The sequence below is a fragment of the Wenyingzhuangia aestuarii genome (assembly GCF_011927765.1).
GTDB lineage: Bacteria > Bacteroidota > Bacteroidia > Flavobacteriales > Flavobacteriaceae > Wenyingzhuangia > Wenyingzhuangia aestuarii.
In genome coordinates this window covers 125,282-146,417 of sequence record NZ_JAATJG010000009.1, presented here as the reverse complement: position 1 = coordinate 146,417, position 21,136 = coordinate 125,282, and the positions used below count along the sequence as shown (strand labels likewise).

19 protein-coding genes and 1 tRNA gene are annotated in these 21,136 nt (G+C 31.7%); all 20 read left to right on the top strand.

Annotation, left to right across the window (positions count from 1 at the left end):
• The first annotated feature begins 152 nt into the window (after positions 1-152).
• The 20 genes from GGR97_RS10145 (at position 153) to GGR97_RS10050 (ending at position 21,134) form a co-directional block, all read left to right on the top strand.
• Positions 153-1,139 (top strand): glycosyltransferase family 4 protein, encoded by a 987-nt coding sequence (locus GGR97_RS10145; RefSeq protein ID WP_167898403.1) that lies wholly within the window; start codon positions 153-155, stop codon positions 1,137-1,139.
• Positions 1,139-2,263, top strand: coding sequence for a glycosyltransferase (locus tag GGR97_RS10140; protein WP_167898402.1), 1,125 nt, complete (start codon positions 1,139-1,141; stop codon positions 2,261-2,263). Before GGR97_RS10145 ends, GGR97_RS10140 begins: the two co-directional genes overlap by 1 nt.
• A 45-nt stretch (positions 2,264-2,308) precedes the next feature.
• Entirely contained in the window at positions 2,309-3,388 is a 1,080-nt protein-coding gene (locus GGR97_RS10135; protein ID WP_167898401.1) for a glycosyltransferase, read from the top strand.
• A complete protein-coding gene (locus tag GGR97_RS10130) occupies positions 3,369-3,920 on the top strand; it encodes a WcaF family extracellular polysaccharide biosynthesis acetyltransferase (RefSeq protein ID WP_167898400.1) in 552 nt (183 codons plus the stop codon). The genes GGR97_RS10135 and GGR97_RS10130 overlap by 20 nt, the downstream gene beginning before the upstream one ends.
• A gap of 6 nt (positions 3,921-3,926) precedes the next feature.
• Positions 3,927-4,688, top strand: coding sequence for a glycosyltransferase family 2 protein (locus tag GGR97_RS10125; RefSeq protein ID WP_167898399.1), 762 nt, complete (start codon positions 3,927-3,929; stop codon positions 4,686-4,688).
• Between the two features lie 76 nt (positions 4,689-4,764).
• A complete protein-coding gene (locus tag GGR97_RS10120) occupies positions 4,765-6,156 on the top strand; it encodes an undecaprenyl-phosphate glucose phosphotransferase (protein ID WP_167898398.1) in 1,392 nt (463 codons plus the stop codon).
• A gap of 17 nt (positions 6,157-6,173) precedes the next feature.
• Positions 6,174-7,232, top strand: a complete 1,059-nt coding sequence (locus tag GGR97_RS10115; RefSeq protein ID WP_167898397.1) for a polysaccharide biosynthesis protein — start codon at positions 6,174-6,176, stop codon at positions 7,230-7,232.
• A 20-nt stretch (positions 7,233-7,252) separates the two neighbouring features.
• Positions 7,253-7,849, top strand: coding sequence for a sugar transferase (locus tag GGR97_RS10110; protein ID WP_167898396.1), 597 nt, complete (start codon positions 7,253-7,255; stop codon positions 7,847-7,849).
• Positions 7,850-7,897: 48 nt separating this feature from the next.
• Positions 7,898-8,683, top strand: coding sequence for a polysaccharide biosynthesis/export family protein (locus tag GGR97_RS10105; RefSeq protein WP_167898395.1), 786 nt, complete (start codon positions 7,898-7,900; stop codon positions 8,681-8,683).
• Positions 8,684-8,687: 4 nt separating this feature from the next.
• Complete coding sequence (locus GGR97_RS10100; RefSeq protein ID WP_167898394.1) at positions 8,688-11,054, top strand: GumC family protein; 2,367 nt, start codon at positions 8,688-8,690, stop codon at positions 11,052-11,054.
• A 12-nt stretch (positions 11,055-11,066) separates the two neighbouring features.
• Positions 11,067-11,981, top strand: a complete 915-nt coding sequence (locus GGR97_RS10095) for a phosphatase PAP2 family protein (RefSeq protein WP_167898393.1) — start codon at positions 11,067-11,069, stop codon at positions 11,979-11,981.
• Positions 11,982-12,124: 143 nt separating this feature from the next.
• A tRNA-Thr gene (locus GGR97_RS10090) sits at positions 12,125-12,201 on the top strand.
• A gap of 660 nt (positions 12,202-12,861) precedes the next feature.
• Positions 12,862-13,677 (top strand): prephenate dehydratase, encoded by an 816-nt coding sequence (locus GGR97_RS10085; RefSeq protein ID WP_167898392.1) that lies wholly within the window; start codon positions 12,862-12,864, stop codon positions 13,675-13,677.
• Positions 13,678-13,679: 2 nt separating this feature from the next.
• Complete coding sequence (locus tag GGR97_RS10080; RefSeq protein WP_167898427.1) at positions 13,680-14,828, top strand: pyridoxal phosphate-dependent aminotransferase; 1,149 nt, start codon at positions 13,680-13,682, stop codon at positions 14,826-14,828.
• 28 nt (positions 14,829-14,856) lie between these two features.
• A complete protein-coding gene (locus tag GGR97_RS10075) occupies positions 14,857-15,705 on the top strand; it encodes a prephenate dehydrogenase (protein WP_167898391.1) in 849 nt (282 codons plus the stop codon).
• A 19-nt stretch (positions 15,706-15,724) separates the two neighbouring features.
• Positions 15,725-16,807, top strand: a complete 1,083-nt coding sequence (locus tag GGR97_RS10070; protein ID WP_167898390.1) for a bifunctional 3-deoxy-7-phosphoheptulonate synthase/chorismate mutase type II — start codon at positions 15,725-15,727, stop codon at positions 16,805-16,807.
• A gap of 144 nt (positions 16,808-16,951) precedes the next feature.
• Positions 16,952-18,094: an adenylyltransferase/cytidyltransferase family protein gene (locus GGR97_RS10065; protein WP_167898389.1), complete on the top strand. Its 1,143-nt coding sequence runs from the start codon at positions 16,952-16,954 to the stop codon at positions 18,092-18,094.
• Between the two features lie 123 nt (positions 18,095-18,217).
• Positions 18,218-19,156, top strand: a complete 939-nt coding sequence (rsgA, locus tag GGR97_RS10060; protein ID WP_167898388.1) for a ribosome small subunit-dependent GTPase A — start codon at positions 18,218-18,220, stop codon at positions 19,154-19,156.
• Positions 19,156-19,608 carry a D-aminoacyl-tRNA deacylase gene (dtd, locus tag GGR97_RS10055; protein WP_167898387.1) on the top strand — a complete coding sequence of 151 codons (453 nt, stop codon included), beginning with the start codon at positions 19,156-19,158 and terminating at the stop codon, positions 19,606-19,608. Before rsgA ends, dtd begins: the two co-directional genes overlap by 1 nt.
• 2 nt (positions 19,609-19,610) lie before the next feature.
• On the top strand, positions 19,611-21,134 hold the full coding sequence (locus GGR97_RS10050) for a hypothetical protein (RefSeq protein WP_167898386.1): 1,524 nt from the start codon (positions 19,611-19,613) through the stop codon (positions 21,132-21,134).
• Positions 21,135-21,136 lie beyond the last annotated feature (2 nt).

The following is a 21,136-nucleotide window of genomic DNA, read 5'->3' as shown; positions in this document are numbered from 1 at the left end:
AGAATGGATTGATATATTTAAAGGTATCGGTATTCTACTTGTAGTAATAGGTCATTCAACAATACCTAAAGAATTGTCTTGGTGGATATGGTCTTTTCATATGCCACTTTTCTTTACGATGTCAAGTTATCAATACTTTAAAATTTAAATGAATGACTAAAATCACATTTTTTTTTAGACCTAAAATGCAAGGAGTACATAGTATTGAAACTCTGTTTGAGCATCTAATAAATCATCTTCCAGATAATATTAAAACAAATAGGTATTTTTGTACACATAAATGGAAACGAATTTATAGCTTTTTTAAGGCGATTAATTTTCAGTCGGATATCAATCATATCACTGGAGATATCAATATGTTAGGTTTGTTTTTAAATCGAAATAAAACAATTTTAACAATACATGATATAGGTCATTTAGAGCGTGATTTAAAAGGAATAAAAAAGAAAATTTTTAAATTACTTTGGTTAACATTACCAGTAAAAAGATTACGTTATATTACTACTATTTCTGATTTTACTAAGCAAAAAATATTAAAAGAGGTTTCTGTATCCGAAGAAAAAATTATAGTAATCCCTAATCCAGCTGCCATTGATTTTGAATTTAGTGAAAAGGAATTTGATGTGAATAGTCCAACAATACTGCAAATTGGAAGTGGTAATAATAAAAATATATACAGATTAATAGAGGCTATCAAAAACACCACTTTTAAATTAATACTACTTCGGAAACCTGATGAACAACTTAAAAAGTTATTAGAGAATCATAACATTTCTCATAAATGGTATTACAATGTAAGTAGAGATAAAGTTTATGAATGTTATAAGAATTCTGATATAGTTTTTTTTGCATCCGAATACGAGGGTTTTGGTGTGCCTATATTAGAAGCAAATGCTGTTGGTAGGCCTGTTATAACCAGTAATGTATCTTCAATGCCCTATGTTGCGGGGAATTCAGCGTATTTTGTAAATCCATTGGATGTAAGTGAGATCAAACAGGCTTTAACTGATTTAAGGAATGACGAACAGTTAAGAAAAAACTTGATTGAGTTAGGTAAAGAAAATTTAGTAAGATTTTCAATGGATAAAATAGTGAGCCAATATTGTGATTTATATTCAAAAATTAATTTAAATAAATAATGAAATATATTTTTTGGCAAAATACCAATAGTATACATCAGGTAGCTTTTTTTGAAGCATTGGCCAAAACATCTAATGATTTGGTATTAATCGTTACAATGCCAATAACAGAAAGAAGGAAGGCTATGGGGTGGAAAGAACCTGATTTAAAAAATGTAAAAGTTAAAAAAGCTTATAAAAAAGATTTTAATATAAAAGATTTTATATCAGCTAATTCAGATGAAAATACGGTACATGTTTTTTCTGGAATAAATGCTTTTCCTTTAGTACACAAGGCTTTTAAGTACACAATAAAAACAAAATGTAAAATTGGTATTTTTACGGAGCCTTTAGATTATAGAGGATGGAAAGGTACATTAAGATATGTTCGAGGTTTTATTCATAGATTAAAATGGGGAAATAGAATAGATTTTGTGTTGACTACAGGAAAATTAGGTGTTAAACAATTTTATGAATGGAAATACAAACCTGATAAAATTTTTGAATGGGGGTATACTGTAACAAATTCTAAATCAGAAGTTCAACAAAAGGTAACCAATAGTAGTTATAAAATAATGTTTGCGGGCTCTTTAATTATGCGAAAAGGTTATGATATATTAATAGAGGCATTAAAAAAAATAACTAACAATGATTACATAGCTGATTTTTATTGTTTGTCAGATTCTGAATTAAATGATGCTGATAAAATAGTAAATAATTCTGGATTAAAGGGAAAACTAAATCTATTACCTTTTTTGCCAAATGAGGTCTTGAGAAAAAAAATGAATGATTATGATTTATTTGTTCTTCCTAGCAGACATGATGGTTGGGGAGCAGTAGTTTCAGAAAGTATCACAGAGGGAACTCCTGTTGTTGTAAGTTATAAATGTGGAGCTAGTTGTCAGGTAAATATGCAATATAATATAGGTGTTGTCGTAAATTCTTTAGATGATATTATGTTATCAAAAAGTATAGATAAGATGATAAATCTTGGAAAAGTTACTGCACAAAGAAGAAAAGAAATTAGAACGTGGGCCGAGAATCATATATCGGGTTCTGTAATGGCTGCTTACTTTACAGATATAGTTAAATATGTAAATAAGAGAGGAAATGATACTACAAAACCAACAGCTCCATGGTATTAATTATATTAAGTTCTACTCAATGAAAAATAATTTAAAAAATAGAATATGAAAATAATTCATGTCGTTGCTACATTAGATATCAGTGCAGGAGGCCCCTCTAGAAGTGTGCCACAAACCTGTGAGTATTTATCAAAACAAAATGTTAATATCGAGCTAATAGCACGCCCTAGTAATAATCCTGTTAAGGTAAATACTTCTGATAATTTTAGAGTTAAGTTTAAATCAATATTCTCTTTAATCTTATATGGTTTTTCTTTAAATAAAAAAGAAATTGAGCTGATACATTTACAACAAGTATGGGATCCATATATACATATAATGGCATGGTTTGCTAGGTTAAAAGGGATTCCATATATAGTTACGCCACGTGGTATGTTAGAGCCTTGGATTATGAATCATAACCCTTTAAAAAAGAAATTAGGGATGTTGTTATATCAAAGAAAAGATATAACAAAAGCAAGTTGCATACATGTTACGTGTAAATTAGAAGAACAAAATGTAAGAAAGTTAGGTTTTAAAAATAAAATTAAAATTATTCCTAACGGAATGGATCTTAGTTTAGTGCCTGAAAAAAAAGTAAATTATGGAACAAAAAAAATAACATTTCTATCTAGAATCCATAAAAAGAAAGGTATTGAAGTATTATTAGAGGCTTGGAAAGAGTTGTGTATTAATGATTGGGTTTTAGAAATTGCGGGTGATGGAGAAAAGAATTATATAAATTCTTTAGATAATAAAATTAAGAATGAGGATATAAAAAACGTATCACTAGTTGGGCCTATGTATGATGATTCTAAATGGAATTTTATCAAAGAAGGAGATGTTTTTGTGTTACCTACTTATAGTGAGAATTTTGGAATTGTAGTGGCCGAAGCTCTAGTTGTAGGTGTTCCTGTAATTACTACACAAGGAACACCGTGGAATGAATTAGAAGAAGAAAAGTGTGGGTGGTGGATTGATTTGACTAAAGAGAACTTAAAGAGAACACTATTGGAGGTAATAAACAAACCTGAAGATGATTTAAAAAAGATGGGAGAAAGAGGGGAGAATCTTATTAGAAAGAGATATGATATCGTAGAAGTTGCATCAAATATAAAACAGTTGTATGAAAACATCTCTAGCTAATTTTAACAATTCAAATTTTGACAAACAAGCAGGTAAATTTAAATGGTTTATCTGGATGTTGGTAAATGCAATAGTCTTTAAACCTTCATGGATTCCTTTTATGGGGGTCAAAGTTAATTTACTTAAGTTGTTTGGAGCTCATCTAGGAGAAGGTTTGGTAATAAAACCTTCAGTATATATTAAATTCCCTTGGAAATTGAAAGTAGGGAATCATGTATGGATAGGGGAAAATGTATGGATTGATAATTTAGACGAAGTGACCATCGGTGATAATGTATGTATTTCTCAAGGAGCATTGTTGTTAACCGGAAATCACGATTATACGCTGTCAACATTTGATTATAAAAATGCTCCGATCGTATTAGAAGAAGGTGTATGGGTTGGGGCTAAATCAGTGGTTTGTCCAGGTGTAATTTGTAAGTCACATTCAATTTTAGCGGTAGGTTCTATAGCAACCAAAGAATTAGAATCTTATACTATTTATCAAGGAAATCCTGCAAAAGAGGTTAGAAAAAGAAAATTTAAGAATTAAATAATAATGAAAGTATCCATTATCACCATTGTATACAACAATGAAGCGTCTATAGAAACAACAATAAAATCAGTTGCAAGTCAAACCTATCAAGATATAGAATACATTGTAATAGATGGGGGATCTACAGATAACACCAATACGATCATCAATAACCATAAAGATAAAATTGATTATTATGTTTCAGAACCTGACAAAGGTTTATACAATGCGCTAAACAAAGGAATTAGAGCAGCTACGGGAGATGTAATAGGAATTCTACACTCAGACGATTTGTTTTACAGTAAAAATACCATTAAGAATATTGCAAATGCATTTGCAGAATCTAAGGCAGATGTAGTCTATGCCAATGGGATGTATGTAGATAAAGAGGATATCAGCCAAGTAAAACGTATATACAAAGCCAAAAAACACAAAAAACGATATCTAAACTTTGGATGGATTCCTTTACACACTACCATATATGTAAAAAAAGAGATATTCAAGACTTATGGTTTGTATGACGAATCTTATAGAATTGCTAGCGATTATGAAATTTCACTAAGATGGTTTCAAGAGGATAGCATCAAAAAATACTTCTTAAATGAGTGGGTCGTAAAAATGCGATTAGGTGGTAAAAGTACCACAGCTAAATTACAAAAGTTAAAATCAACAGAAGATTTAAAAATCATTCATCAAAAAAAATTACTAGGGCAACTAACACTTTTTTTTAAAATTCTAAGAAAAGTACCTCAATATATAATTCCTAAATTTAAGAATTATCAATAATTTCACATTAACATATGTTGTTTAAAGGTTGTATATCATAAAATATTTATAAGTTTGCTTTACTAACAAATTAGCTATGTTTCATCACAAGAATAAAAATATTTCAATCGTATCGCTAACAGTAGATTTAGTCCTACTACTAGTGTCTTTTTTTATAGCAAAACAGTATGTTTTTGATTGGGAGATCCCTAACAACTTGTTATATAATAGTTTAATTGTAGGTTGGTTAATTCTATGGGCAATTATTGGGCTAAAAGGAGGCTTATACGATGTGCCTAGAATCATTCAAATGCACAAAGTATTAGCTAAGAACATTAAGTATATTTTGTTTTTTGCATTTGTAAGTACAGGGTTAATTTTTATGGGAACTAGTTATAAGTTTTCAAGATTATTTGTCTTAGTAACCATGCTAAGTTTTGTGCTAGGAATTGTTATTTGGAGAATGATTTTAATGTATTGGTTAAAACACACCCGAAGAAACGGAAACAAAACCAGTAAGATTGTCATTATTGGTATGAATCAGAATGTAACAACTTTAATTAACACCATTTACAAAAACCCTAGTTTTGGGTTCAGTGTATTAGGAATTTTTACTGATGCTAGTATCACAGAAGAAATACAAGATTATTACAAAGGGAAATTAACAGAGATCATCTGTTTTCTAAACAAAAACAAAGTAGATGAAATTGTAATTTCTTTACCCTATTCTCAGAGTAAGCTAATCAATGATTTGTTTAAGTTTGCGGACAATAACATGATCAGAGTAAGAATCATTCCAGAATTCTCAGAATATTTATCTCAAGTATTTACCATAGACTATGTACAAAACGTACCGGTTATGAAACTGCGTAAAGAACCTTTGCAAAGTTTGTCCAACAGGGTAATCAAACGTGTGTTTGACATTGTGTTTTCATCCTTAGCGGTACTATTATTATTTTCGTGGTTATTTCCTATCATAGCCATTATCATCAAAGCAACAAGCAAAGGACCTGTATTTTTCTCTCAACTAAGAACAGGAAAAGACGGAGTTTCTTTTAAGTGTTTCAAGTTTAGAAGTATGGTGGTCAATGATGTAAGCGATAACAAACAAGCAACCAAAGATGACAAAAGAATCACCAAATTCGGAGCTTTTATGCGCAAAACAAGCATAGACGAATTACCACAAATCATAAATGTTTTGTTAAACAACATGTCTTTAGTAGGGCCTAGACCTCACATGCTAAAACATACAGAAGAGTATAGATTGTTGGTAGATAAATTTATGGTTCGTCACTTTGCAAAACCTGGTGTAACAGGTTGGGCACAAATTAATGGCTTTAGAGGAGAAACCAAATTTGTACGCGACATGGCAAATAGAGCAGAAGCAGATATTTGGTACATAGAAAACTGGAGTTTTATTTTAGATATCAAAATTATATGTATAACAGCTTGGTCTATGTTTTTCAAACAAGATGAAAACGCTTTTTAACAAGCGAAGTTGGCGAATTGAACGAATTTGGAGAAATGACGATTGAAGAAATAATAAACGATAAATTTGACGAATACTTAGAAATAACAAACAGTTCTTTTTTTAAAGACAAAGTTGTTTTAGTAACGGGAGCAGGGGGATCTATTGGTCAAAAATTATCCCAAACATTACTAACAACAGGAGTACAGCAAGTAATATTGCTTGACAATTCCGAAGGAGCACTATTTGATATCCAACAAACATTAGTATTAAGAGAAGTAACCAATTTTATAATTGAGTTGGCAGATATTACATGTAAAGAAGCCATAACCGATGTTTTTAAAAAGCACCAACCAGATCTAGTCTATCATGCAGCTGCCTACAAGCACGTACCCATGCTTGAAGATTTTCCAAAGCAAGCATTTAAAGTAAATGTAATAGGAACCAAAAACATCTTAGAAAACGCCATAAAAGGGAATGCTTGTGAATTTGTTTTAATATCTACAGACAAAGCAGTGCATCCCAAAAGTGTTATGGGAGTTTCTAAAAGGCTGGCAGAACTATACGTTTCTCAATACATCAATAAAACAACAACAAATATTAAGGTAGTACGATTTGGAAACATACCATACACATCGGGGTCAGTTTTATTGTCATGGAAAAAACAATTAAAACTAACAGGGCAGATCAACCTTGTACAGAGCAACATGTTTCGGTACTTTGTTTCTATAAATCAGGTTTGTAAAATGTTATTAGGAATAATGGAAGATACTCAAAAATCTTTATTTATTTCAGAAATGGGAAATCCAGTAGAGATGAATAAATTGGCAACAAAGTTTTTACTAAAAAATAAGAGAGAAATTACGGATATAAAATGGACATCTAAAAGACCGGGAGAAAAAGAAAAGGAAGTGTTAAAATACGCAGAAGAACTAACAACTAAAGTGGAAGCTGCGAATTATAGTTATGGTAATTTAAAAACAGACAGCAAGCAAGTAGAAAAAGTAAATAATTTAATAGAGAAGTATAACAAACATAATAAAGAGGAACTGAAATCTCTTTTCAAAGAAATAGTACCTGAGTACAATCTTGTGTAAGGGATAATAGTGATAAGGAAATGCTTAGTAAAAAACAAAGAATTTATAAAAGAACTGTAGACCTAATAGGAGCTTTTATAGGTTTAGTGGTACTAGGGATACCAATAATAGTATTAGCTCTAGTAGTGTATCTAAAAACAGGTGAAAACGGCTTTTTTTTACAACAAAGAGTAGGGCAAAGAGCCAAATTATTCTGGATTATTAAAATTAAAACCATGTATAAAAGTACAAAGTTAAAAGGTTATGCTGCTTTTTTAAGAAAATCCAAGTTAGACGAACTCCCTCAGTTACTAAACATCCTAAAAGGAGAAATGAGCATAGTGGGACCTAGACCTGATATAGTAGGTTTTGCAGACAAGTTAAAAGGAGAAGAAAGATTAATTTTAGAGCTAAAACCTGGCTTAACAGGACCAGCATCTTTGCATTTTTACAATGAAGAGCAAATTTTATCCAAACAAAAAGACAAAGAGAAATTTAATAAGGAAATAATTTGGAGAGAAAAAATCAGAATTAACATGAATTATATTAAAAGATATACCTTAGCAAATGATTTTAAATATTTGTATTTAAGTGCATTGCTATTTGTAAAGGGGAATAGAAATTTCAAGTGTAATTAGGCTACTATTATAAAAGAAGAATTATATTAGCCACATAAAATTGAAGAAATGAAAAGTACGAGTTTTTATTATATAAAACTATTATTAGTTTGCTTATTAGTGGTATCATGTGCCTCTAGAAAAGACGTTATATACCTACAAGATATAGCCACAACAAATGAGAATAGAGAATCAGAATCAATTAACTTTAAGGCTCCTACATTCAAACGAGATGATAGAATAACGATAAACATATCTTCTATAAATCCAGAAGCAGCTAGACCCTTTAATTTATATGTTGCAGCTTTTAATACCGGTGGATTAACATCTGTAGGGCAACAACAGCAACAATCTTATTTAGTAGATCAAAAAGGAGAAATTAGCTTTCCTCAGTTAGGGAAGTTAAATGTACTAGGGAAAACAAGAATTGAGTTAGAAATTGATTTAGAAAACAAATTAAAGTCGTTTCTGCCAGATGTAAAAGCAAATGTACAGCTAGTAAATTTTAGAATTTCTATGTTGGGAGAAATTAACAAACCAGGGGAATATACAATCAACAGAGATAAAATAAATATTCTTCAAGCTATTGGATTAGCAGGGGATTTAACAATTCACGGAAAAAGGGATAATATCAAACTAATTAGAGAAAAGAATGGAGAAGTAATCTATTACAATTTGGACTTGAGGTCTAAAGACATCGTAAACTCACCTGCTTACTATCTAGAACAAAATGATGTTGTGTATGTAGAACCAAACAAACCTCAAGTAAATGCTTCTGCAAGTTCTCCAACAGCATCATACATTATTTCTGCTACAGGTTTATTAATTACCATTATTTCTATTTTAACACGATAAAAAAATGAATCAAAATTTAGATAACCAGTTTTCTAAGGAAAATGACGCTATAAATATTAGAGCTGAAATAGAAAAATATTTAATTAATTGGAAATGGTTTTTACTGTCGACAATAGTCTGTGTGTCTTTAGCTGTTGTTTTTATGAAAACACAAGTTAATGTATACCAAACAAATGCTTCTGTTTTAGTAAAAGAGGATGGAGGGGCTTCATCAGAATTAAAAGTGTTTCAAGACTTATCTTCATTAGGATTAGGAGCTAAAAACAATGTGTATGATGAAATAGAAGTCTTAACCTCTAGGAGTTTAGCGGTTGCGATGGTGAAGAAGTTAAAGTTAAATTTTGAAGTTTATCAACAGCATGGATTAAAAAAAGTAGAACAATTTCATACAATACCTTTTAGATATCAAGTTTTATCTGATTTAGATAATTTTTATAAACTAGATACATTTATCGACATAACAATTCTAGACAAGGCTACTTTTAAATACCAAATTGAAGAGTCTGAGGATGAGAAAGTAGTTAAATTTGGAGAACAGATAAAAATTGGAGATAAAGTAATTGTACTTACACCTACAGAAAGTAATTCTAATCAGATTATTGATAAGACCTTTCAAGTTGTTTTTACTAGATTAGACAAAGTTATTGAAAAGTATAAAAATAATATTAACATTGTTTCTGCAGACCAAGATTCAAACATCATCAATTTAAGTTTAAGCCACCCTATCAAAGAAAAAGCTGAATTAGTATTGAATACCATGGTAGATTTATATAATAAAAGATCTATTGAGGATAAAAACGAGGTGGGGAAAAAAACAGATGAGTTTATAGTTAACAGATTAACAGAAGTAAATTCAGACTTAGATGAAATAGATAAGATTGAAGAATTATATAAAAAAGACAAACAGATTACAGATATAGGTTTTCAATCTCAAGTATTTGTTGATAGTAAAACCCTAAACGAACAAGAAATTTTTAAAATTAATACAGAGTTAAGTGTTGTTGATTACATCATTCAAAGCATTCAAAATCAAAAAAATGATTTTGAATTGTTGCCGGCTAGTGTTGGGATAGAGGATAATCTACAATTAAGTGCTTCGGTTACAAACTTTAATCAGTTATTATTGGAAAGAAATCGTTTATTAAGAGATTCTTCACCTGCAAACCCTGTAGTCCAAAATTTAAATAGCGAATTAAAAAATCTAAGAGGAAGTATTCAACAATCATTAATAAATATAAAAGAACAGTTAGAGATAGCTTTAACGTCATTAAATATAAAAGACAAAGAATTTAAAAGTAGAATAACAGATATACCTCAACAAGCCAGAGAGTATCGTTCTATTCTGCGTAAACAAAGTATCATTGCTCAATTATATTCTTATTTATTACAAAAAAAAGAAGAAAATGAAATTTCAATGGCGGTTACAGTACCAAGTTCTAAAGTGATTGACAGAGCATATAGTATGAGTAAACCTATAGCTCCTAAAAAACCAATTATCGTATTAGCTGGAATGTTGATTGGTTTAATTATTCCTTTTGCAATTATTTATTTAAGAGACTTACTAGATACTAAATTCCATACCAAAGGGGATTTAAAAGGGGTTGTATCAGTACCTTTATTAGGAGATATTCCTTTTGATGATACAGAAGAAAAAGTAGTCATAAGAAAAGGAAGTAGAACAAGTACTGCAGAAGCGTTTAGATTATTAAGAACAAACTTAGATTTCATGCTAACACCTGTAGGGTCTAAATCTAAAATAGTATTTGTAACATCCACAATTTCTGGTGAAGGTAAAACCTTTGTCTCGGTAAATACAGCGGCTTCTTTAGCCTTAACAGGTAAAAAAGTATTGTTAATGGGGATGGACCTACGAGCACCAAAAATTACGCAATATTTAGATTTACCAAACAGAAATGGGGTAACCAATTACATCATAGATAAAGATGCGAATTTAGCGGAAATGGTAACTCCATTAGCCGGGTTTGAAAATTTAGATTTACTAAGTTCAGGGGTAGTACCTCCAAATCCAGCAGAATTATTGTTAAGTCCTAAGATTGGAGAAATGTTTGAGGAGTTGAGAAAAATGTACGACTATATTGTGGTAGATACAGCTCCAGTAAACTTAGTAACCGATACTTTAATGTTAAGTCAGCATGCAGATATGTTCTTATATGTATCAAGAGCTAATTACTTAGACAAACGTATGTTAGAAGTGCCAGAAAGATTTTACCGTGAAAAACGTTTACCAAACATGGCAATTCTAATCAACGGACTAGACCATAGTAGAGGATATGGGTACGGATATGGTGGATATGGATACCCTGCAGAGGAAAATAATAAAAACTTTTTTCAGAAAATATTTAAATCTTAATAAGTAGAAGTGATGGTTAAAAAGATTTGTTTTTTTTTAGGAATGTTGTCCTTTTGTGTTCAGGCTCAAGAGGTTAAAAGTTCTTATTTCCCTAGAACGCTAACTACAGCAACCAACGTAATCAAAACTTCTTTCAAAACAATTCCTTCAGATTTTGTGTACATGGGGAAAAATGTGTCTGAAGACTGGAAGAAAACAGCTTTGTATACAGGGATTGTTGCAAGTTTGGTCTTGGTAGACAAACCTGTAACCAAATTTTACCAGCAAGAAATTGAGTCTAGAATTAAATATACCATTCCAGACATTACCATTGGCGATACAACTTTTCCATGGGTGAGTGGTAACGATGCATATATGTTTTATTCCATGTCGGGAATATATCTAGGATCTTTGTTTGGGGGATATGAAAAAGGACAATATGCAGCTATAAACGGGTTTAAAGCGCTAACCTATTCTATATTAATATCTCATGTAATGCTAAAAACAGTTTTTGGTAGAGCAAGACCTCATGTAAATTTAGCTAGTGGTTATACTGATAATGATACCACTACAGGAAATCCTTTCAATTTCTTTAATTCAAGAGATGGAGAATATGTGTTTTCAAAGCAAAATGGAACAGCAATGCCTTCTTTACATGCCACAGCTTTTTTTGCAATGGCTAAAGTGTTTCAAATGGAATTTGATAATTACTGGATTCCTTACTCTTTTGCAGGAATTGTTTTTTTAGCAGAAATAAAAGAGCATAGACATTGGGTATCAGACATGGTTGCTGGGGGAATCATAGGAACGGTTATTGGTAGATCTATTGTAAAAAGTAGTTGGAAAGCAAGAGGTATATTACCAAACAAAGAAAAATCGATTGCATTTCAATGGATACCATCAATATCTTCAAGATTCAATGGCTTAACAATGCTAGCAACTTTTTAAAGAATTTTTAAAAATAAAAAAGTAAAAAAAATAGTATAACTACCTCACTTTCAGTGAGGTTTTTTTATGCGAAAAAAAAAGTTATTTTTTTTAAATAAAATGTTTGTTGAATTGCAAAAAGAGACTATATTTGCACCCGCAACGCCGATATAGCTCAGCTGGCTAGAGCAGCTGATTTGTAATCAGCAGGTCGTAGGTTCGAGTCCTATTATCGGCTCCAAAGAGACAACGAAAGTTGTCTCTTTTTTTTTGCTCAATATCTCCAAACTCCATCCAACATCGACCCTCGATAATCGTCCATCGTCCAACGCTAATCGAACAACGAAACACGAAACACGAACAACGATAATCGTCCATCGTCCCTCGTCTCCCGACCCACGAAACACGATAATCGCCAATCGTCCATCGTCCAACGAAATACGACCAACGATAACCGAATAACGACCCCCGAACAACCTTCCCACTACCAAACATAATTAAGGGTCATCGAGCGGAGTCGAGATGTTGTAATACGAAAAACGAACAACGATAATGGTCCATCGTCCAACGAATAACGAATAACGAAATACGACCAACGTCCCTCGTCCAACGCGAATCGAGTAACGAAAAACAGAGAACCAACAACGAACAACGATAATCGTCCATCGTCCAACGAACAACGAACAACGAAAATCCAACTTTTTTCAAATAATACTTGTCATTATAGATATAATTAATACATTTGCTGTATCAATAAGAATTATGAATTTATTTAACACTTACGGATTTTACTATTTTTTCTTTTTTACAAAAGAAGAGAGACTTTTCGTGTGTTAATATTATATAAATAGCATTCAAAAAAGTCTCGATATATCGAGGCTTTTTTTTTGCATTAGAAATTATGAAAATAGCCATTCAAGGAATCAAAGGTTCATACCACCACATTGTTGCCGAAAATTATTTTGGAGATGAAATTGAGCTGGTAGAATGTATGACCTTTGCAGAAATGCCAGACAGAGTACTAAGTGGTGAAGTAGATTTTGCTGTAATGGCTATAGAGAATTCTATTGCAGGAGCAATTTTACCAAACTATGCTTTAATTGATGAAGCAGATTTAGCCATTGTTGGAGAGTACTATTTGGAAATCAATCACAATTTAATGGGATTGAAAGGGCAAAGAATAGAGGAAATTAAAAAAGTACATTCCCATCCAATGGCCTTATTACAGTGTAGAAGTTTTTTTAAAAACTACCCACACATCAAATTAATAGAAGATGTAGATACTGCCGATGTAGCAAAAAGAATACAAGAGCAGCAATTAAAAAAAGTAGGAGCTATTGCAAGTGCAAAAGCAGCTGAAATTTACGAATTAGAATTGGTGGCAGAAGGAATTCAAACCATCAAAAAAAATTACACAAGATTTGTAATTGTACAGAGTAAAGAAAAATTAAACAATGCAAATGCAACCAAGGCATCTTTAAAATTTGTGCTAAAACACGAAAGCGGATCTTTAGGAGAAGTATTAGTATTGTTGGCAAATCATAAAGTAAACTTGTCTAAAATTCAATCTTTACCCATTATAGACAGACCTTGGGAATATGCATTTTTTGCAGATTTAGTTTTTGAAGATTATCAAGAATACAAAAATGCAATGACAGACATTAGAAGTAAAGTGTCTAGTTTAAAAATATTAGGAGAATATAAAGACAACAAGTAATGATTGTTTCAGTAGCAAATAGATTAGATGAGGTAAAAGAATACTATTTCTCAAAAAAATTAAGAGAAGTAGCAGTTCTAAAATCGGAAGGGAAACCAATTATCAGTTTAGGAATTGGAAGCCCTGATTTAAATCCTGACGAGCAAGTAAAAGTAGCTTTAACAAAGGCTATGGAAGAGCCAATGGCTCATGCCTATCAAGGATACCAAGGAATTCCAGAGTTAAGAAAAGCAATGGCTTCTTTTTACAAATCTAATTTTAAGGTGGCATTAAATCCCAATACAGAAATTTTACCCTTAATGGGATCTAAAGAGGGAATCATGCATGTATCTATGGCTTTTTTAAATCCTGGGGATGAGGTATTAATTCCAAATCCAGGATACCCAACCTACACATCGGTAACAAAGTTGGTAGGAGCGACTCCTGTTTTTTATGATTTGTTAGAAGAAAACAATTGGTTGCCTAATTTTAAAGCTTTAGAAAGTCAAGACTTATCAAAAGTAAAAATGATGTGGGTAAATTATCCACACATGCCAACAGGAGCAACGGCAAAAAATAAAATGTATAGTGAGTTAATTGCTTTTGCAAAACGAAACAAAATCCTTTTGGTAAACGATAATCCATACAGTTTTGTTTTAAACGACAATCCTGAAAGTATCTTAAACTACGAGGGAGCAAAAGACGTAGCCTTAGAGCTAAATTCTTTAAGTAAGAGTTTTAACATGGCAGGTTGGCGAGTAGGAATGTTTGTGGGAGCACAAGAATACCTAACGCAAATATTAAAAGTAAAAAGTAACATGGATTCGGGTATGTTTTACGGAATTCAAAAAGGAGCTATAGAAGCGCTTCATTTGTCAAAAGAATGGTTCCAAAGCATTAACAAACATTACACAAGAAGAAGAGCCATTGTGTACAAAATATTAGACAGTCTAAATTGTGCATATGATACGACACATGTAGGAATGTTTGTGTGGGCTAAATTACCCTCTGGAATTACCTCAGAACAAATGACAGATAAAATGTTGTATGAAAAAGATGTATTTATTACCCCGGGAACGGTATTTGGTAGCAATGGAGAAGGATACATAAGATTATCTCTATGTGTTTCAGAAGACAATTTAGAGGAAGTTCTAAGTAGGGTTCAAGTATAGATAAAGTATAGATAGAGTAGTAAAGAGTATGTTAGTAACAGTTATTGGTTTAGGTTTGATAGGAGGTTCTTTAGCATTAGAGTTAAAGAAACGATTAGGATATACTGTTTATGGTGTAGATACAAATCCTGAAAATGCTCAAAAAGCATTAGAGTTAGGGATCATAGATAAAATTATCACATTACAAGAAATAGGAGAAAGTGATATAGTAGTTTTAGCTGTACCTGTAAATTACTTGTCAGATTTAGCAAATCAAGTGTTGAATTTTATTAAAAACGATGCAATCGTGTTTGATATGGGCTCAACAAAAGAGAAACTGTGCAAAACAGTTGAAAATCACGAAAAAAGGAGTAATTTTGTGGCCGTTCATCCTATAGCGGGTACAGAACATTCTGGACCAGAGGCAGCAATCTATAATTTGTTTGATCATAAGGTTAATATTATCTGTGACAAGGAGTTAAGCAGCCCCGATGCTATTGCAAAAGTTTTAACCATTTTTGAAGCTTTGCAAATGAGAACAACTTTTATGAACAGTGTAGAACATGATAAGCACATTGCTTATGTTTCGCACCTATCACATATCAGTTCTTTTATGTTAGGAAAGACAGTATTGGAGAAAGAAAAAAATGAGAAGAATATTTTTGATATGGCAGGTTCTGGTTTTGAGTCTACTGTGCGCTTAGCAAAAAGTTCTCCTAATATGTGGTCTCCAATTTTTATAGAAAATAAAGAGAATATATTAAGTTCTTTAAATGAATATATTGATAATTTGATAACATTTAAGAATTTAATCATTCAAGAAAATAGCTCAGGTTTGCAGCAAACAATGAAAGAGACAAACCATATTAAAGAAGTATTAAAAGGAATTCAAAAATAAAAAGTATATAATCACTAAGATGGAAAATAACAAAGAATTTAGAACGTGGTTGGATGATATGAAATTAGATCATCCTTTAGTAATTGCTGGACCATGTAGTGCAGAAACTGAAGAGCAAGTATTAAAAATTGCTCACGAATTAAAGAATACAGATGCAACTGTATTTAGAGCAGGTGTATGGAAACCAAGAACTAGACCAGGAGGTTTTGAAGGTGTTGGTGCTGTTGCTTTACCTTGGTTAAAAAAGGTAAAAGAGCAAACAGGTTTATTAACAGCGGTAGAAGTTGCTAATGTAGCTCACGTAAAATTAGCTTTAGAAGCTGATGTTGATATCTTATGGTTAGGAGCTCGTACTACAGTAAACCCATTTGCTGTTCAAGAAGTTGCTGATGCATTAGAAGGTACAGATAAAATTGTTTTAATTAAAAACCCAATCAACCCAGATTTAGCTTTATGGTTAGGTGGAGTTGAGCGTTTATACAAAGCAAATATTAAAAATTTAGGAGTTATTCACAGAGGATTTTCTTCTTACAAAAAGACTCGTTACAGAAACGTTCCTCAATGGCAATTACCTATTGAATTAAAACGTCAGTATCCAGACTTACCAATTATTAATGACCCTTCTCACATTTGTGGTAACAGAACAGGTATTCAAGAGATTTCTCAAATCGCTTTAGACTTGAACTTTGAAGGTTTAATGATTGAAACTCATATTGATCCAGACAATGCTTGGTCTGATGCAGCACAACAAATTACTCCAGCTCGTTTGGTAGAAATTATGAACGACTTAAGAGTTCGTAAACCAAAAGCAGAAGGAGAAGCTTTAGATCAATTACAGCAATTAAGAGCTGAAATTGATGTAATCGATAATCATATTATTGATACTTTAGTTGAGCGTATGAAAGTTGCTGAGCAAATTGGTGAAGTAAAAAAATCTAAGAATATCTCTATTTTGCAAGATGCACGTTGGGGAGAAATATTAAAAACAATGGTAGAAACTGGTGAAAAAGCTGGTTTAAGCCCTGAGTTTATTGAAGGTGTGTTTAAAGCAATTCACCAAGAGTCAATTAACAAACAAGAAGCAATTGTAACTTCTAAATAATTAGAAATTCAATTCAAAATATCAAAAGGGAACAGATTATAATCTGTTCCCTTTTTTTTGGTTAAGAATTAAATAGGGGTTTAATATATGTTTTTTAGTTTTTAATACTATTTTTATAATTAAACCAAACTAACTAATTAATTAATGAAAGTATTTGTTTCAGGATGTTTTGACATGCTACATAGCGGTCATGTTGCATTTTTTAAAGAAGCCTCGCAGTATGGCGATTTGTATGTAGGTATCGGATCAGACGATACAATTATGGAATTAAAGGCTAGACATACAATTAACTCTGAACAAGAGAGGTTGTATATGGTAAAATCTATTCGCTATGTAACGGATGCGTTTGTAAATAGAGGAAATGGAATTTTAGACTTTGAAGAAGATATTAAGGAATTAAAACCTGAAAGGTGTGTTGTTAATGAAGATGGACATTCCTTTGCAAAAGAGGTTTTGTGTAAAGATTTAGGTATAGAATACATTGTGTTGGCTCGTATTCCTGAAGCAGGTTTACCCACAAGATCAACAACTCAAATTAGAGGAGGAGTAGGAAGTCAGTTACCATATCGGTTAGATTTAGCAGGAACATGGATAGATCAGCCAAATATTTCAAAACTTCATCCAGGTTGGGCATTAACAATTTCTTTAGAACCAATAATAGAATATAATGAGCGTAGTGGAATGTCTACTTCTACTAGAAACGCTGCTAAAATTATTTGGCCCTATCAGTTACCATTAGAAAAGCCAGAGACGTTAGCAGAAATATTATTTAGGTACGAGAATAGACCAGGTAACAAAATTGTATCTGGAGCTCAAGATGCAATAGGTATTTGTGTTCCCGGATTAACAAGACACTATTATGATGGAGATTACTGGCCAGAAAAAATAGAAAAAGTTTACGATGAAGATATTTTAGTTTGGTTAGAAGAACATATTTATTTGGTAACTCTTTGGCCAAGACCAGCAGGTACTGATTTATTAAGTAATACGAATATTTCTAAGGAAACAGTAAGAGAATTATCAGAAGCTGCAGATGTTTGTTGGGAAGGAATTATGAAAAAGGATATTAATGCTTTTAGTAAGGGATTTAAAGACTCATTTAATGCGCAAACGGCCATGTTTCCTAATATGGTTGATGAAAAAATTAAAGAAGTAATAGAGCAATATAAAGATGTTGCATTAGCTTGGAAATTATCTGGTGCTGGTGGAGGAGGATATCTTATTTTAGTATCAGATCAACCTATAAAAAATGCAATGAAGATTAAGATTCGTAGGTGGAATATCTAAATAATTAGAAATTCAATTCAAAATATCAAAAGGGAACAGGTTATAATCTGTTCCCTTTTTTATTGTCGTAACTTTTTTAGATTAGTTATGTGATAACTAACTAGTAACTGCTATTTTTACGGTATGAATGGAATCGTTACAAAATCTACAGGTAGTTGGTATTCAGTAAGAACTGAGTCAGGAGAAATACATCAATGTAGAATTCCCGGTAAATTTAGAATGAAGGGGATTAAAAGTACCAACCCAATTGCTGTGGGAGACGAGGTGGTTTTTGAACTAGAACCTAAGAAAGATACAGGGGTTGTTAAAGAAATAAAAGAACGTAGAAATTTTATTGTACGTAAATCTGTAAATCTTTCAAAGCAAACACATATTATTGCTTCTAATATAGATATTGCTTTCTTGGTAGTAACTTTGCACAATCCGGAAACGACTACAACGTTTATAGATAGATTTTTGGCTACTGCTGAGGCTTATAGTATTAAAGCTATTTTATTGTTTAATAAAGTAGATACACATGATGAAGAAATGGTAGAATACAGAGAGGCTTTTCAGTATATCTATACGAGTATTGGTTATGAATGTATCAATGTATCAGCCAAAGAAAAAATAAATCTAGATAAAGTAAAAGAGGTTATGCAAAACAAAGTGACTTTGTTTGCTGGGCATTCAGGAGTGGGAAAATCTACTTTGGTAAATGCTTTAGAGCCTACTTTAAATATAAAAACTAAAGAAATTTCAGAACAACATCAGCAAGGGCAGCATACGACTACTTTTGCAGAAATGCATCCTTTGTCTTTTGGAGGTTATATTATAGATACTCCAGGTATTAGAGGTTTTGGAGTAGTCGATTTTAATAAATATGAGGTTACAGATTATTTTCCAGAATTGTTTGAGTTAAAATCAGGATGTAAGTTTAATAATTGTACTCATATTGATGAACCTAAATGTGCTGTAAAAGCTGCTTTAGAACAAGGTCTAATTTCGGAGACTAGATACGAAAGTTACCTTCAGTTGTTAAAAGAAGAAGAAGAACATTATAGGCAAGATACCTTTAAATAATGAAAGTTGTAATTCAAAGAGTTAGTCAAGCATCTGTGACTATTAATCATGCTAAAGTGGCTGAAATAGCCAAGGGGTTATTGATTTTAGTAGGAATTTCTCCTCAAGATTCTGAAGAAGATATAGAGTGGCTTTGTCAGAAAATCATAAAACTAAGAATTTTTGGAGATGCTAATAATTTAATGAATTTGTCTATTAAAGATGTTGATGGTGATATTATTGTGGTAAGTCAATTTACGTTACATGCATTAACAAAAAAAGGAAATAGACCTAGTTACATAATGGCTGCTAGACCAGAACAGGCAATTCCTTTATACAATACTTTTAAAAATAGATTAACCGCTTTATTAGGTAAAGAAGTTCAGAGTGGCGAGTTTGGTGCTGATATGAAAGTAGCTTTAACCAATGATGGACCTGTTACTATTATTATAGACTCTCATAACAAAGAATAATCATGAAAAAAATACTGCTAATTTTTATCTTGTTTACAAACCTTATTTTTTCTCAAAAAAGTTATTTGGTAGAAAAATTGAATTCCAGAATTCGTTTTTCAGGAGATATAGTAGGGATGGATAATGAGCCTAATATTGGGTTTATTGGTCATGGTTATGAAGTTTTTGGATTGTTGCCCCAAAATAAGAATGTATATTTTGGAGTAAATTCCTATTCAGCAATTACAGGAATTCGTTCTGGGTTTATTGTATTTGGAGTTTTTGGGGGAATACAAAATAAATTAATTACAGATTGGTTAAATTATGATTTAGGTTTGTTTCTTGGAGGTGGAGGTGGTAGTGGAGCTCCCGACGGAGGAGGCTTAATGATAAGACCTCATGTAGATTTACAAGCTAAGATTAGTGATAAGTTATCTTTAAGAGCTGGTTTGGCTGCTGTAACCTTTCCTAGTGGAGCCATTAATAGTTTGCATATGAGTGTTGGAGCTGTTATTCATACCCATAGTTACATGGTTCAAAACACAAACTTAGTAGCAAAAACTCATTCAAATTCAGTTTTTAAAAATATTGACATCAGTGCTTTGTCAATGAATCTTTTTAATTATTCTAAAGGACCTTTAAAAACAGATGTAAATGTAGACAAGAACGCTCCTGTAATTTCTTTATTGGGAGCAATGCTTAAAAGTCATCAAGAAAACAATTTGTATGGTGTTTTAAAATTGGGAGGTGCGTTTATAGGAGAAGTTGATGGTTTTATGATGTTGCTTTCGGGTATTGGTTACGAAGTTCCTGTGAATAAATGGATTGTTTTAGATGCTAAAGCTTTAATAGGTGGAGCGGGAGGAGGAAACGTTCAGTTTGGTGGAGGTTTAGCGACTCAAATAGAAGCTGGTGTTGGTGTAAAAGTTTCTGATTATTTATTAAATATTAACGTTGGTAATACTTATGCTCCAAATGGAAATTTTAAATCTAATCATTTAGATATTGCATTGGGTAAAAAGTTTAATATTTATACTAGTAACAGTAATGATAGAACAGAGGTTATAGCTAGGGACAATGTGTTAAAAGAAGATTTTAGCTTTTCTACATTTAATAGAAGCTATGTTTCGGCAAATAATTTAGATAAAGCTGGTAGAGAATATGATCAAATTTTTAATTTGATAGGTTTTGAGTTGGAAAAGAATTTAAATCAAAACTTTAGTTTAGTTGCAGCTACAGTATGGGCTTATCAAGGAAACTATGGAGCTTATGCAGAAGGATGGTTAGGTTTACAGTATTATTATGCATTAACTAATAAATGGAAAGCTACAGCTAAAACTCTATTGGGTGCTGGTGGAGGTGGAGATATTAATTTAGGTAGCGGAATGGCTTATCAGTATGCTGTAGGTGTTCAAAAACAATTAAACAATAGATGGAGTTTTATTGCTAGTTTAGGACAAGTAAGACCTGTGTCACAAGGTAATTTTACTCCTGTTATGATTGATTTAGGAATAAAAATAAATATAGGTCAATTAGTACAGAGGTAGTG

Bases quoted from the DNA above. Each gene is read 5' to 3' on its own strand.
- GGR97_RS10145 (WP_167898403.1), top strand. From the start codon at position 153: ATGACTAAAATCACATTTTTTTTTAGACCTAAAATGCAAGGAGTACAT.
- GGR97_RS10140 (WP_167898402.1), top strand. From the start codon at position 1,139: ATGAAATATATTTTTTGGCAAAATACCAATAGTATACATCAGGTAGCT.
- GGR97_RS10135 (WP_167898401.1), top strand. From the start codon at position 2,309: ATGAAAATAATTCATGTCGTTGCTACATTAGATATCAGTGCAGGAGGC.
- GGR97_RS10130 (WP_167898400.1), top strand. From the start codon at position 3,369: ATGAAAACATCTCTAGCTAATTTTAACAATTCAAATTTTGACAAACAA.
- GGR97_RS10125 (WP_167898399.1), top strand. From the start codon at position 3,927: ATGAAAGTATCCATTATCACCATTGTATACAACAATGAAGCGTCTATA.
- GGR97_RS10120 (WP_167898398.1), top strand. From the start codon at position 4,765: ATGTTTCATCACAAGAATAAAAATATTTCAATCGTATCGCTAACAGTA.
- GGR97_RS10110 (WP_167898396.1), top strand. From the start codon at position 7,253: ATGCTTAGTAAAAAACAAAGAATTTATAAAAGAACTGTAGACCTAATA.
- GGR97_RS10105 (WP_167898395.1), top strand. From the start codon at position 7,898: ATGAAAAGTACGAGTTTTTATTATATAAAACTATTATTAGTTTGCTTA.
- GGR97_RS10100 (WP_167898394.1), top strand. From the start codon at position 8,688: ATGAATCAAAATTTAGATAACCAGTTTTCTAAGGAAAATGACGCTATA.
- GGR97_RS10095 (WP_167898393.1), top strand. From the start codon at position 11,067: ATGGTTAAAAAGATTTGTTTTTTTTTAGGAATGTTGTCCTTTTGTGTT.
- GGR97_RS10085 (WP_167898392.1), top strand. From the start codon at position 12,862: ATGAAAATAGCCATTCAAGGAATCAAAGGTTCATACCACCACATTGTT.
- GGR97_RS10075 (WP_167898391.1), top strand. From the start codon at position 14,857: ATGTTAGTAACAGTTATTGGTTTAGGTTTGATAGGAGGTTCTTTAGCA.
- GGR97_RS10070 (WP_167898390.1), top strand. From the start codon at position 15,725: ATGGAAAATAACAAAGAATTTAGAACGTGGTTGGATGATATGAAATTA.
- GGR97_RS10065 (WP_167898389.1), top strand. From the start codon at position 16,952: ATGAAAGTATTTGTTTCAGGATGTTTTGACATGCTACATAGCGGTCAT.
- rsgA (WP_167898388.1), top strand. From the start codon at position 18,218: ATGAATGGAATCGTTACAAAATCTACAGGTAGTTGGTATTCAGTAAGA.
- dtd (WP_167898387.1), top strand. From the start codon at position 19,156: ATGAAAGTTGTAATTCAAAGAGTTAGTCAAGCATCTGTGACTATTAAT.
- GGR97_RS10050 (WP_167898386.1), top strand. From the start codon at position 19,611: ATGAAAAAAATACTGCTAATTTTTATCTTGTTTACAAACCTTATTTTT.